We start from the raw sequence: 13,012 nt of genomic DNA, 5'->3' as shown, positions 1-13,012 counted from the left end.
GATTTTTTAAAACAGCCCTCCCCCTCCTAAAAGATTGCATGATTCCCCAGCCCGCTTCCCGCACACCTAAAGTCGCTGTTATTGGCGGAGGTCCCGCCGGATTAATGGCCGCTGAAATATTGATCGCCGGTGGCGTCGAGGTCTGTGTGTACGATGCCATGCCGTCAGCAGGTCGCAAATTTTTGCTGGCCGGTAAAGGCGGGATGAATATCACGCACGCAGAGCCTTATACCGATTTTTTATCGCGTTATGCCGGGCGTGAACAACACATTGCGCCATTGTTAGAAGCGTTCGGCCCAGAGGCATTGCGTCATTGGGTTCAGTCGCTCGGCATCGATACTTTCATCGGATCATCAGGCCGCGTATTTCCGACCGATATGAAAGCCGCGCCGCTATTGCGTGCCTGGCTGCATCGTCTGCGTCTGGCTGGCGTGCAATTTCATATGCGGCATCGTTGGACTGGCTGGGACGAAGATGGCAGTCTGTGTTTTGCGACGCCGGAGGGTGCGCAGTCCATCGTCGCCGATGCGACCGTTTTGGCGCTCGGTGGCGGCAGTTGGGCGCGATTGGGTTCAACCGGTGCCTGGGTTGATTTGCTCAAGCAACGTCACATTACGGTCGCGCCATTATTGCCATCGAACTGTGGTTTTAACGTTGCATGGAGCGCGTATTTTCAGGAACGCTTTGCCGGTCAGTATCTAAAATCTATCGCCATCGCCCTGCCCGATTTCGATGACAGTCCGGATAAAACCAATACTTTTTACAAACAAGGCGAATGCGTGGTCAGTGCAGATGGCGTGGAAGGTAGTTTGATCTATGCCATTTCGGCACGCCTGCGCGACCGGATCGCCAGCCACGGCAGCGCTCGACTGCATCTCGATCTACTTCCAGATTGGTCGCCACAACGCGTACTTGCCGAAGTTGCACATCCACGTGGGGCGCGTTCATGGTCTGGCCATTTGCAAAGCCGACTTGGTTTAAAAGGCGTCAAAGTCGGCCTGCTGCGCGAGTTCGCCGCCGACGCATTTACCGACCCGGCCAGACTTGCGCTGACTATTAAGGCGCTACCGATTACCCTGATAACAGCGAGACCGATAGACGAAGCCATCAGCAGCGCGGGCGGCGTGATATTTGACGGGCTTAACCAAGATCTGATGCTCAACGCCATGCCGGGGATGTTTTGCGCTGGTGAAATGCTCGACTGGGAAGCGCCCACGGGCGGCTATTTATTGACGGCCTGTTTTGCTTCTGGTCGAAAAGCTGGTTTGGGCGCACTTAATTGGTTAACTATTTAAAATCAGTTACTTGCAACAGCATTAAAGAAAATACATTATTTACTTGCAACAGTATCCAAGAAAATACTTTAGATTGTTTTGAAAGATAAAAATGTTCCATGAACTAGTCAATAACCTACGCGTGGTCACCGGATGACTGTAGAAAAACTCAAAATATCACCGGGCATGGCCCAATATCTTGGCATCAAGGCCGAGTATCCGACGACGCTGGTTTTCTTTCGGATGGGCGATTTTTATGAGCTGTTTTTTGAAGATGCAGAAAAAGCCTCGCGCCTGCTGGGTATTACGCTGACGTCTCGCGGCACCTACAACGGCGCGCCGATCAGAATGTGCGGCGTGCCGTTTCATGCTGCCGATCAATATCTGGCCAAGTTAGTCAAGATCGGTGAATCGGTTGCGCTGTGCGAACAAATCGGTGACCCGGCCACCAGTAAAGGCATCGTCGAGCGCAAAGTCTTGCGCGTCATCACGCCGGGAACATTGTCGGACTCCAATCTGTTGCCGGAAAAATCCGAGCAACCGCTTTTGGCGCTATATTTTTCTCAGCACAAACAACGCAAGACGGCGACCGTTGGGCTGGCATGGCTCTCAATGGCGAGCGGCGCGTTGAAGATGATGGAGTTCAGCGGCGAGATCAAAGCGCTGGACGTGCGCCTCAAGCATGAGTTAGAACGCATCGCCGCAGTTGAAATCCTGATTGCCGACCTTGCCAGTCCGATCCTGAGTACGACGCACGGACTGGCGCTGATCAACAAGGCGACGACGGTACCCGACTGGCATTTTGACGTCGCCAATGGACAAAAAGCCTTGCTCGATCAACTCGCCGTGAGCACCTTAAGCGGCTTTGGTGCCGAGGACCTAAGCACCGCTATCGGTGCGGCTGGCGCGTTACTGCGCTATGCGCAATCGACCCAGGGCAAGGGCTTGCAGCACGTACGCGCACTGACGGTCGAGACAGAAAATGAATTCATCGGATTGGACGCCGCCACGCGCCGCAATCTGGAGCTGACCGAAACCATACGCGGTGAAGACGCCGCATCCGGCGCGCCGACATTATTTTCCTTGTTGGACCATTGCCGAACCGCGATGGGATCGCGTTTGTTGCGCCATTGGCTGCACCACGCCAGACGCGCGCAGTCAGTGGCGCAAGGTCGGCACGCGGCAATCGGCGCGTTGATCGAGGCCGATGCCGGGGCCGGTTTGTCGGCCACACTAGCCGCAATCCCTGATATTGAACGCATCACCACCCGTATCGCCTTGTTGTCAGCGCGCCCGCGTGACTTGGCGGGATTGCGCGATGGCTTGCAACAATTGGACACGATTCGCGCAGGCATCGCCGCTTGCAATACGGATGACGACATGCTCACGCCCTTATTGGGCTCGCTGCATGATGCATTAACAACGCCCATCGACTGCCTGACATTAATGCAGCGTGCCATCGCCAGCGAACCGGCCACGATGGTCCGCGACGGTGGCGTCATTGCCGCCGGATTCGATGCCGATCTGGATGAGTTGCGTGGATTGTCGGAGAACGCCGGTCAGTTTCTGATCGATCTGGAAACCCGCGAACGGGCACGCACCGGAATAGCCAATCTGCGGGTTGAATACAATAAAGTCCACGGTTTTTATATCGAAGTCACACACGGCCAGACCGATAAAGTACCGGACGATTACCGCCGTCGCCAAACCCTGAAAAACGCTGAACGTTACATCACGCCAGAACTGAAAGCCTTTGAAGACAAGGCTTTGTCGGCGCAAGAACGCGCATTGATCAGGGAAAAAGTGCTGTACGAACAGGTCTTGCAAGATTTGGCTCATCATATCGGCACGCTGCAAACCATCGCCCAAGCGTTAGCGCAAATCGATACGTTAGTGGCCTTGGCCGATCACGCTTCGCGCCATGACTGGTGCGCCCCGCAACTGGTCGTCCATCCGGCGATTCAGATTAAACAGGGGCGCCATCCGGTGGTGGAAAAGCAGATTGAGCACTTCATCGCCAATGATTGCGCGCTCTCGGCTGAGCATAAATTGCTGCTAATCACCGGCCCGAATATGGGCGGTAAATCGACCTTTATGCGCCAGGTGGCGTTGATTACGTTGTTGGCCTATGTCGGCAGTTACGTCCCGGCCAGCAGCGCGGTCATCGGTCCGATCGATCGCATCTTTACCCGGATTGGCGCGGCTGACGATCTCGCTGGCGGACGCTCTACTTTCATGGTCGAGATGACCGAATCGGCGGCGATCCTCAATGGTGCCAGTGAAAGCTCGCTCGTCCTCATGGATGAAGTCGGACGCGGCACTTCAACCTTTGATGGGCTGGCGCTGGCGTGGGCGATTGCCAAGCAATTGATTGAGGTCACGCGCAGCTTCACACTGTTTGCGACGCATTATTTTGAGCTCACGCAATTGCCCGATATCCATGCAACGGCGGCCAATGTGCATTTGTCAGCGGTTGAGCATAAGGACAGCATTGTATTTTTGCATGCCGTCCAGCCCGGTCCGGCCTCGCAAAGTTACGGTTTGCAGGTAGCGCAATTGGCTGGCGTACCTGCGCCGGTGATACGCGCGGCACGTAAACATCTGGCTTTGCTGGAGTCGCAATCGGTGCAGGCGACGCCGCAATTTGATTTGTTTGCACATCCTCAGGTGGAAAACGATGCGGCAGAGGTCGCACTTACGCCAGGTAATCCGATTGAAAGCGAACAGGCGCTGGCATTGATGGCGGCGCTGGCGATGATTGATCCGGATGCGCTCACGCCGCGGGAGGCTTTGGCGCATTTATATCGACTCAAACAGCTGAGTTTGGGCGATGAGGACACCGCCCTTGAGCACGTAGCATGAACTTGCCTGACATGTGTGTAAAAGCGACAGCGAAGGCGGCAATGCTTGTGCTGGGACTTTTTACGCTTTCCACGCCTGCCATTGCGAACGATTTGCCGCAGACAAATTCCTTTAGTTTTGGCGTTATCGGCCATCCTTTTCGTAACACGTCAGACGAGCTTGCTTTGCGCACGGCGATCAGCGAGACGGATGATGAAAATTTGGCCTTCGTGGTCGCCAACGGGATCAAGTCAGACCGTGAACCATGCACGGACCGGATGTATCAACAACGTAAAACCTTACTCAATAGCGCAAAAAACGGCTTAATCGTTTCGCTCGCGGCCAGCGATTGGGTTGCCTGCAAAAACGAGGCTGGACGTTCCACCTCATTCGAACGCATCAATCGGATTAGAGAGTTATTTTTTGCTGACGATTTTTCGCTAGGCGGTACGCGTATCCCCTTAAATCGCCAATCAACCTCACCAAAGTTTCGCAGCTACGTGGAAAACGCACGCTGGGAAATCGGCAATGTGATGTTTGCGACCATCAATTTACCGGGCCGGAATAATCATTACATGGCCGAAGGTGGCCGCAACAGCGAGTTCGAGGACAGGCTCATCGCTAATCGAGATTGGCTGCAACGGGTTTTTGTGATTGCGGCGCAAAAGCAGTCTGGCGGGATCGTTTTATTTTGTGATGGTGATCCATTGGAAACGCAGCGTCGTCGACTATTTGATTTCAATGTCAAACGCGATGGTTTTGTTGAAATGCGCCACACGATTAATACATTAGCCGCAAAATTTCCCGGCAAAGTATTGCTGATACATGGCTCACCCGCCGAGAGTGCACCAGTTCCGACCAGCATTATCTGGAAAAAAAATCTTGGGGACATGGAGATCTCGACATCCTGGGCCAAGGTGACGTTGGATGAGCGTAACTCGAACTTATTTATTTTGGACAATAACAAAAACACAATTAAGTAATGATGGAAGAACTTGCGTGGTGAGATAAATGTTCGAAAACGAACATTTATCAGCGAATAACGCTATATTTCCACAGAGAAACTGTTCTAAAATGAACGTTTTCTTGCCTTGTGCAAACAATTCAGTTGACTCCAGAGACTTGCCGATGCATGGCTTGCCTCCTGCGATTTGCCTATCCCCACTGATATTTGCGCAGTTCCCCACCCGCTGTAACCCATCTCGGAAACAAGCAACCAATGTTGAATATTTTTCGTCCAGCGCTCCATCAAACATTATTATCCAAAGAAAAAATAGACCCCACTTATCGCCGTCTGCGATGGCAGATTTTTATGGGCATTTTTTTGGGTTATGCCGGTTACTACCTGGTGCGCAAGAATTTTTCGCTCGCCATGCCTGCCTTAATTGAGCAAGGTTTCACCCGCGGCCAGCTAGGATTCGCCATGTCGGGAGTGGCTATTGCTTATGGTTTGTCGAAATTTCTCATGGGAATGATCTCGGACCGCTCCAATCCACGGATTTTTTTACCCTTTGGCTTGCTTGTTTCCGCTGCGGTGATGTTCCTGATGGGTTTTAGCCATTGGGCCACATCGAGCGTCACCATTATGTTTTGTTTGCTGTTTATCAATGGCTGGGTGCAAGGCATGGGGTGGCCGCCATCTGGTCGCACGATGGTGCATTGGTGGTCTCAGAAAGAACGCGGTGCCGTTGTTTCGGTATGGAATATTGCACACAATGTTGGCGGCGGGCTGATCGGTCCCTTATTCATTCTCGGCATGGGTTGGTTCAATGACTGGCGCTCAGCTTTTTATGTCCCCGCAGCGGTGGCGGTGGCATTCGCCATGGTTGCGTTTTTCATGATGCGTGACACCCCGCAGTCTTGCGGACTGCCGCCGGTGGAGGAATATAAAAACGACTATCCCGAAGGTTATGACAAGTCTAAAGAGGAAGAGCTGACTACCAAAGAGATATTATTTCGTCATGTATTAAACAATAAATTATTGTGGTACATCGCGTTTGCCAACGTATTTGTGTATCTGTTGCGCTATGGCGTGCTCGATTGGGCACCGACCTATTTACGCGAAGTCAAACATTTCAGCATCGACAAATCATCCTGGGCCTATTTTATGTACGAATGGGCGGGTATTCCCGGTACGTTGTTATGCGGCTGGATGTCGGACAAACTATTTAAAGGCAATCGGGCCTTAACAGGCATCGTCTTTATGGTTTGGGTCACGCTCGCTACCTTGGTGTATTGGCTCAACCCGGCTGGCAATCCCGGTGTAGATATCGCGGCATTATGCGCTATCGGCTTTTTGATTTATGGTCCGGTCATGCTCATTGGTTTGTACGCGCTGGAATTGGCACCAAAAAAAGCGGCCGGTACCGCTGCTGGCTTCACTGGCTTGTTTGGTTATCTGGGTGGCTCTGTAGCGGCAAGCGCAATATTAGGCACAACGGTAGACCACTGGGGTTGGGATGGTGGCTTTATTCTGTTGGTAGGATCGTGCGTATTGTCGGTCTTGTTTTTTGTCATGGCGTGGCACGGATCGCGACCGCAGCGGTCTGAACGGATGATAGCTCAGACTTAAGTCCATTTATGTAGACGTAAAAAAGCCGAGAGCAATGTTTTTAATCATTATTCCCGGCTTTTTTTCGCTCTGTATTTCCGTTTGGCCTAACTTCTGCCATAGACCAAAATACAGTGAACTTACAAGCTCTGCTTAGTGCAGCGGATGGCTGCGAAACTCATCAACCGAATCATCGTCCATATCATCGTGATGATGACCATGTGCACCGTGTACGTGCTGATGCACGATTTCTTCCTCCGTTGCTACCCGTACTTCACCCACCGTCAGGTTGAAGCGCAATGCAATACCGGCCAATGGATGATTGCCATCGAGCACTACTTTGTCATCTGCGATGTCGGTGACGGTGAAAATCAACTCTTGCTCGTCATCATCCTCACCGTCTGGCGTACCTTCAAACTGCATGCCAACTTCTAACGGAGTCGGCAGGCGGCCGCGGGCTTCGATTTTCACCAGATTTGAGTCGTATTCGCCAAAAGCGTCATCCGGCTCGACTTGCAACTCAGTGGTATAGCCAACCTCTTTGCCATCCAGCGCTTCTTCAATTTTAGGCAATGTGCCTTCATAACCACCGTGCAAATACACCATCGGGTCGCGACTTTCTTCGATCAAGTTGCCTTGAGCGTCTGACAGCTTGTAATGCACAGTTACTACCGTATTTTTGGCAATCTTCATGATCATTCCTTTCATTAAATATGCGGTCAGATTATACGCGTCGTCGCGACATAAAAATTGTTCCAAAGGCATAAATTAAATATGCATAAAGGATAGACAGGGATAGCCCGATATAATGCGGACTATGAAAAATTTCACTTTATTAGGCGGCCTTTCGCCTGCGCAATTTTTGCGCGATTACTGGCATAAAAAACCCTTGCTGATCCGTCAGGCCATCCCCGGATTTACCCCCGTGTTGAGCGCAGATGCATTGTTTGACATGGCATCCAGGGATGATGTCGAGTCGCGTTTAGTCACCCATTTCAAGCAAGACTGGAAAGTCGAAAATGGCCCCGTTGCAACATTGCCACCCGTGACGAAAAAAGATTGGACCTTGCTCGTGCAAGGAGTCAATTTGCATGACGATGCGGCCGATGCATTGCTGAGACAGTTTCGGTTTATTCCCGATACCCGGCTTGATGATTTGATGATCAGCTATGCAACAGACACTGGCGGCGTAGGCCCACATGTTGATTCCTACGATGTATTTCTATTGCAAGCACACGGTCAGCGTCGCTGGAAAATCGGTACCGTACAAGACTTGACGCTAGTTGAAGGTAGCGCATTAAAAATCCTGAAAAATTTCACGCCGGAGCAAGAATTTGTACTCGAGCCGGGCGACATGCTTTATCTGCCCCCCCAATACGCGCACGAAGGTACGGCTATCGGTGAGTGCATGACGTACTCAATCGGCTTTCGCGCACCAGCATTTCAGGAGTTGGGCGAAGCCTTTTTGCAGTTTATGGCCGATTCAATTGACCTGCCCGGTCGTTACGCCGATGCAGCATTGACGCCGACCAAACATCCGGCAGAAATTGGCCGAGACATGCTCTCGCAGATATCAGAGGCGCTTAATAAAGTACGTTTTACTGATGATGATGTCGCCATCTTTGTTGGCCAGCATTTGTCTGAGCCGAAAGCCACCGTATTTTTTGCGTCTCCAGCCAAACCGATGACACTGGCGCGTTTCACCGCCACCATAGCCAAGCGTGGCGTAAGCTTGTCGCGCAAGACTCAAATGCTCTATCGCGGCAAGCATGTTTTTATTAATGGCGAATCATTTGCAGCCGGACGGGATGATAAAGTATCGCTGTGCGCACTGGCCGATCAACGCCGACTGGACGGCGCTGCCGCCAGCGTGGTTTCCACCGATGTGCTTGAGGCGCTCTATACCTGGTATGAGGATGGATGGATTACGTTAGGGTGATTTTTGATGGTCAGTGCGACTATATTTTTGGATGGAAATAAATAGCAAAATCGATTTTGTACCGCAATAAGGCAAACATTAGTCGTATTGCCGAATGGAAATTTAATCGCTGTTGCGCCAATACAAATCCTTATTAAAAAGCAAACCGGCTATGTTATAGCTTACAAAGTCCGCTATAATTCGCAGCTGGAAAGTTTTTGTTGTATGGCAATGTGCAATTTAAGTACAAAGCACTACGAAAACATCCTTAGAGCGATAATTACCGGTAATTATTCATCGCAAAAATTTTTGATTTCTACTGAAGGAATACCCATGAAAAAAGCACTATTGATCGCATCCCTGTTAGCTCTGGCTTTGGCTGCTTGCGGTAAAAAAGACGAAGCTCCTGCGCCTGCTGCTGACGCTCCTGCCTCAATGACTGCTCCTGCTGCTGAAGCTGCTCCTGCTGCTCCAGCCGCTGATGCCGCTGCTCCAGCCGCTGCTGCTCCAGCCGCCGATGCTGCTGCTCCTGCCGCTCCAGCTGCTGCTGACGCTGCTGCATCCAAGTAATTTTTGGTTGCTTAAAAAAAGCCGATCGTTTGGTCGGCTTTTTTGTAGCAATAAAGTTATCAAAAAATATACTCTTATATTCTCAAACTTAACTCGATTTAAAAAGAACCACACCCGACTTTCTGTCGCGCAATAAATACGCCAATATTCATCTTTATTTTGTGCGGCTTAAATATGTGCCCAGCCGAACTTATTGCATTTACAAATAAGACAAGTACCAAGTTTATTGATTATATTTAAGAACATTGGTGACACAACTTAAAGGTAAGCGTTCTCCCAGTACCCTCTACCGCTAAAGGCGCAATATCCGCATGATTGAATAGGAGGTCACAAATTGATTGTGCCCACAAATTCAAATATGGATACAACTATTGAGACGGGTTCTCGGGCAAAGTGCGGCACCTATCGCCAGCACTCAATCGATTTCAAACGCAGGGGCGTCAAACAATCGCTGGTGCCCGGCGCATCGGTATCGCGGGTAGCGCGTGCGCATGACGTTAATGCCAATCAGGTTTTTGCATGGCGCAAGCTATTTCAGGTGGGAGCCCTTAAAACTGCCTCGGGACAGCAAAGTAAGTTATTGCCAGTTGTGCTCAGCGATCCGCTGCCAGTCGGTGCAGAACCGGTCTTTACCAACACCGCTGTTTCCCCCGGGGTCATTGTTCTGGAAGTAGGCAAAGCCCGGCTCCGACTCGAAGGCGTCGTCGATCCTGGCATGCTTGTCATTGTTCTGGAACGGTTGCTCGCATGATTGGCCTGCCGGCAGGCACACGCATCTGGATGGCAGCGGGCGTGACCGATATGCGCTGTGGCTTTAATGGCTTGGCAGCCAAGGTACAGACAGCATTGGCCGAAGATCCGTTCAGCGGCCATGTCTTCTTCTTCCGGGGACGGCGTGGAGATATCCTTAAAATTCTGTGGTGCGCGACTTTGAAGGCCATGATCGTGAATCGTGACGTCGCCCTTACTTCGCAAGGGGACACGCTGGCGCAGTTGCGTGAAGAACTTTCCACGCGCGGTATCGAAATCGAACACCTCAAACTCCTCATCGCCAAACTCAAGCGCATGCAGTTCGGTCACAAATGGTTGTCGCCATGTCTGCCGATCCTGACCTTGCTGCCTGCGGTATTTAAAACCTTCACAAAACGCTATCCGAAGGTGAAACTACATCTAATGGAAGCAACTTTTCCCACTACTGAGCCATTATTGCGTGATGGTCGTCTTGATTGTTACATCAACGGACTGGTCGGTGATACAGTGCACCGTCCCTTTCAGCGCAACCTGTTGTTTCATAACCGACGCTTTGTGTTTGCCCGCAAGGGGCATCCGTTGATGCATGCCAAAACCCTGCAGGATTTACAGGATGCTACTTGGGTATGCGGAGGAATCCGGCAGCGTCCGGAGCAAGATATGGAAGAACTGTTTCAGTCGCACGGTCTGGAAGCGCCGACCCGGATCACCCGGCTCGACTCGCAAATGTGCATGCTGGTACTTATACTCCACACAAACGCGGTCGCGCTGGTCCCGCAACAGTGGGCCGAGGCAGCGGTGATTAATGAACTTATTTCACCGATTAGACTAACCAACGATTTTCCTGCGCCAGATGTAGTACTCATTACGCGCTCAGGCATTCCACTGACACCCTCCTCCGAAAAACTTTCGGACCTGTTCATTCGCAAGGCGAATGCGCTTTATCAATAAGGGAGGCAGTGGCTTCGCCGTCCGATTTGCGCGCCTTTCGGCCACACATCTGTCGATACGACATTGGGTCTCCATTTATATCTCTATAATGCCAAAGCCACAGCCCACCATGACGGTGTGACTGTGGCTCTAAAATAAGTAGAGATAAATTGAATGTAGTTACCGTGCATCAATAGATGAGAGTAACTACAAAACTAACCGAATATTACTTAAGTTGCTCGTTTATCAAAGTGAGGATGTTGTCTGCCGCTTTTGACGTTTCCGGTTGGCCTTGGTTATTCTGCACTAATACCTGACTAGCTGCACCAGAAGCTTTCACCACTACACGATAGCGCGCTGCAGTTTTGTCGTCTTTCTTTGAGCTGGTAAACATTTTGGCAAAGAATCCTTCAGATTTTTTGTCTTTAGCATCCTGACTTTGATCAACATACCGTACAAAATACACACCTTGCGTACGATCGCGGTCTTCCACAGTGAAGCCAACCCGATCAAGCGCCAAGCCTACGCGTCGCCATGCGCGGTCGACACTCTCGTCAACCTCAACGTAGCTTCCACCGGCAGCTCCCTGAATAAGTTTAGAGCGTGCTTGCAAGGATGGTGCGTTAGCGATCGCCGCCTTAGCTTTAACTTGATCGGCTCCGAGACGTGACATCAGCTTCGATAAAAATTCGGCCTCCAACTGAGGGTCTTCAGGACGCGCAGTCCAGATACTGGTCTCTTTTGATGCGCCGGTCAGCACTTCTTCTGCGCCGCGATGACTGATATAGACTTCAGTTGTGCCATTTGGCCCACGCTCAAGTCGTGTACGGAACTTATCGCGCTCACCGGTTGCGTATAACGAATCGAATACTTTACCCAGTGTATTGCGGACAAAATCTTGCGGGATTTTTGCGCGATTTTCAGCCCAGTCGGTTTCCATTACGCCAGTATCAGCATTTTCGATATTGATAAGGAAACCTGAATCTTGCCAAAAGTCCTTGATTTTGGGCCACAACGTTTCAGGCGTGGCTTGAATCACCAACCAGCGTTGGGAGCCATCACGTTCGATATGCATGTCCGGGGCACCATTCGGGGCCACGACCACTTCGTTTGTTACCGGCTTAATACCCTGTTGCAAGTTATAGCCAGATGCAGTCGCAGTTCCTTGATTTGACTCAGGAATAGCGTAGCGATTTTCTCGCTGCAATTGGGTAAGATCAGGTGGAATATCCAGTTTTGGCGTCTTGACCTTATCAGCACTTTTGTAATCGATGCGATCTGGTTCCAGCATCGAATTAAGCGAGCTACAACCTGCCAAGCTGATCAATGCGAGTGTGAAAATAAGATTGCGTTGAATGAGACTGCGTGAAGTCGATGGAATGTTCTTGCGAATAGTCATGTGAATACGGAATGAGTGAAACGAGAAAAATTCTAGAGAAAACGCCTGTCAGCGCAGCTTATTTTAAAACACTCGATTCGTGCAGTGCGGCACGGACCGGGGCGTGACATTCGGGCGATAGTGGCACCAGAGGCAAACGTAAGCCGGACGGTATCATGCCCATTTCGAACAATGCCCATTTTGCAGGTACTGGATTGGGCTCTATGAACAATTGCGTATGCAATGGGAGCAATTTGTTATTGATTTTGACTGCCTCAGTAACGTCACCGTCAATTGCCGCCATACATAATAAATGCATGTCACGCGGAGCAATATTGGCGGTAACGGAAATATTACCTTTACCGCCGCAAAACATGAGTGCCATCGCGGTGGCGTCATCGCCGGAATATACCGCAAAATCTGCTGGTGCTAAACGCAATAGATCGATAGCACGCGCAATATTACCGGTCGCATCCTTGACGCCAATAATGCCAGGCACTTGCGCTAAACGTAAAATCGTTTCGTTACTCATATCAGCAACCGTACGACCCGGTACGTTATATAGAATCATTGGTAAATCAACTGATTCTGCAATCTTTTTAAAATGCTGATACATGCCTTCTTGCGTTGGCTTATTGTAATAAGGGACTACTTGTAACGAGGCATCCGCACCAACTTCTTTGGCGTAGCGCGTTAAGCTGATGGCCTCAGTAGTTGAATTTCCGCCAGTACCGGCAATGATTGGTATCCGCTTCGCAGCATGCTCGACTGTCACTTTGATCAATTCGCAATGCTCCGCA

11 protein-coding genes and 1 pseudogene are annotated in these 13,012 nt (G+C 50.8%); 9 read left to right on the top strand and 3 right to left on the bottom strand.

The window, feature by feature from the left end; genetic code table 11:
• Window positions 1-38 precede the first annotated feature (38 nt).
• From ACVBEF_RS18150 to glpT, 4 genes are all read left to right on the top strand, one after another.
• Window positions 39-1,295 (top strand): TIGR03862 family flavoprotein, encoded by a 1,257-nt coding sequence (locus ACVBEF_RS18150; RefSeq protein ID WP_447125327.1) that lies wholly within the window; start codon window positions 39-41, stop codon window positions 1,293-1,295.
• 132 nt (window positions 1,296-1,427) lie between these two features.
• The gene (gene mutS, locus ACVBEF_RS18145) at window positions 1,428-4,136 is read left to right on the top strand and encodes a DNA mismatch repair protein MutS (protein WP_447125325.1); all 2,709 of its coding nucleotides are present in this window, start codon (window positions 1,428-1,430) and stop codon (window positions 4,134-4,136) included.
• Window positions 4,133-5,098 carry a hypothetical protein gene (locus tag ACVBEF_RS18140; RefSeq protein ID WP_447125324.1) on the top strand — a complete coding sequence of 322 codons (966 nt, stop codon included), beginning with the start codon at window positions 4,133-4,135 and terminating at the stop codon, window positions 5,096-5,098. Before mutS ends, ACVBEF_RS18140 begins: the two co-directional genes overlap by 4 nt.
• 236 nt (window positions 5,099-5,334) lie before the next feature.
• Window positions 5,335-6,687 (top strand): glycerol-3-phosphate transporter, encoded by a 1,353-nt coding sequence (gene glpT, locus ACVBEF_RS18135; RefSeq protein WP_447125323.1) that lies wholly within the window; start codon window positions 5,335-5,337, stop codon window positions 6,685-6,687.
• 132 nt (window positions 6,688-6,819) lie between these two features.
• On the opposite strand, the gene ACVBEF_RS18130 is transcribed toward glpT, so the two are convergent.
• Window positions 6,820-7,359, bottom strand: a complete 540-nt coding sequence (locus ACVBEF_RS18130) for an FKBP-type peptidyl-prolyl cis-trans isomerase (protein ID WP_447125322.1) — start codon at window positions 7,357-7,359, stop codon at window positions 6,820-6,822.
• 124 nt (window positions 7,360-7,483) lie between these two features.
• Between ACVBEF_RS18130 and ACVBEF_RS18125 the strand changes: the two genes are divergently transcribed.
• The 5 genes and pseudogenes from ACVBEF_RS18125 (at window position 7,484) to ACVBEF_RS18105 (ending at window position 10,855) form a co-directional block, all read left to right on the top strand.
• Complete coding sequence (locus ACVBEF_RS18125) at window positions 7,484-8,605, top strand: JmjC domain-containing protein (RefSeq protein WP_447125321.1); 1,122 nt, start codon at window positions 7,484-7,486, stop codon at window positions 8,603-8,605.
• Window positions 8,606-8,917: 312 nt separating this feature from the next.
• Window positions 8,918-9,154 (top strand): hypothetical protein, encoded by a 237-nt coding sequence (locus tag ACVBEF_RS18120; protein WP_447125320.1) that lies wholly within the window; start codon window positions 8,918-8,920, stop codon window positions 9,152-9,154.
• Window positions 9,155-9,512: 358 nt separating this feature from the next.
• The gene (gene tnpA, locus ACVBEF_RS18115; protein WP_447125319.1) at window positions 9,513-9,905 is read left to right on the top strand and encodes an IS66-like element accessory protein TnpA; all 393 of its coding nucleotides are present in this window, start codon (window positions 9,513-9,515) and stop codon (window positions 9,903-9,905) included.
• Window positions 9,902-10,072 (top strand): annotated as a pseudogene (tnpB, locus tag ACVBEF_RS18110) (IS66 family insertion sequence element accessory protein TnpB); the annotation flags it as partial. The gene tnpA and the pseudogene tnpB, both read left to right, overlap by 4 nt.
• 147 nt (window positions 10,073-10,219) lie before the next feature.
• Entirely contained in the window at window positions 10,220-10,855 is a 636-nt protein-coding gene (locus ACVBEF_RS18105) for a LysR substrate-binding domain-containing protein (RefSeq protein ID WP_447125326.1), read from the top strand.
• A 205-nt stretch (window positions 10,856-11,060) separates the two neighbouring features.
• Here the strand turns inward: ACVBEF_RS18105 and bamC are convergent, their stop codons facing one another.
• Both bamC and dapA read right to left on the bottom strand, forming a co-directional pair.
• Window positions 11,061-12,233: an outer membrane protein assembly factor BamC gene (gene bamC, locus ACVBEF_RS18100; protein WP_447125318.1), complete on the bottom strand. Its 1,173-nt coding sequence runs from the start codon at window positions 12,231-12,233 to the stop codon at window positions 11,061-11,063.
• 58 nt (window positions 12,234-12,291) lie between these two features.
• The coding region (gene dapA, locus ACVBEF_RS18095) for a 4-hydroxy-tetrahydrodipicolinate synthase (protein WP_447125317.1) at window positions 12,292-13,012 on the bottom strand (721 nt) is incomplete at its 5' end.

The organism is Glaciimonas sp. GG7 (assembly GCF_052976905.1).
The sequence above is the reverse complement of the archived record's forward strand: the minus strand, read 5'-3'. Positions and strand labels throughout refer to the sequence as shown.

Bases quoted from the DNA above. Each gene is read 5' to 3' on its own strand.
- ACVBEF_RS18150 (WP_447125327.1), top strand. From the start codon at position 39: ATGATTCCCCAGCCCGCTTCCCGCACACCTAAAGTCGCTGTTATTGGC.
- mutS (WP_447125325.1), top strand. From the start codon at position 1,428: ATGACTGTAGAAAAACTCAAAATATCACCGGGCATGGCCCAATATCTT.
- glpT (WP_447125323.1), top strand. From the start codon at position 5,335: ATGTTGAATATTTTTCGTCCAGCGCTCCATCAAACATTATTATCCAAA.
- ACVBEF_RS18125 (WP_447125321.1), top strand. From the start codon at position 7,484: ATGAAAAATTTCACTTTATTAGGCGGCCTTTCGCCTGCGCAATTTTTG.
- tnpA (WP_447125319.1), top strand. From the start codon at position 9,513: ATGGATACAACTATTGAGACGGGTTCTCGGGCAAAGTGCGGCACCTAT.
- bamC (WP_447125318.1), bottom strand. From the start codon at position 12,233: ATGACTATTCGCAAGAACATTCCATCGACTTCACGCAGTCTCATTCAA.
- ACVBEF_RS18105 (WP_447125326.1), top strand. From the start codon at position 10,220: ATGCAGTTCGGTCACAAATGGTTGTCGCCATGTCTGCCGATCCTGACC.
- ACVBEF_RS18130 (WP_447125322.1), bottom strand. From the start codon at position 7,359: ATGAAGATTGCCAAAAATACGGTAGTAACTGTGCATTACAAGCTGTCA.
- ACVBEF_RS18140 (WP_447125324.1), top strand. From the start codon at position 4,133: ATGAACTTGCCTGACATGTGTGTAAAAGCGACAGCGAAGGCGGCAATG.
- ACVBEF_RS18120 (WP_447125320.1), top strand. From the start codon at position 8,918: ATGAAAAAAGCACTATTGATCGCATCCCTGTTAGCTCTGGCTTTGGCT.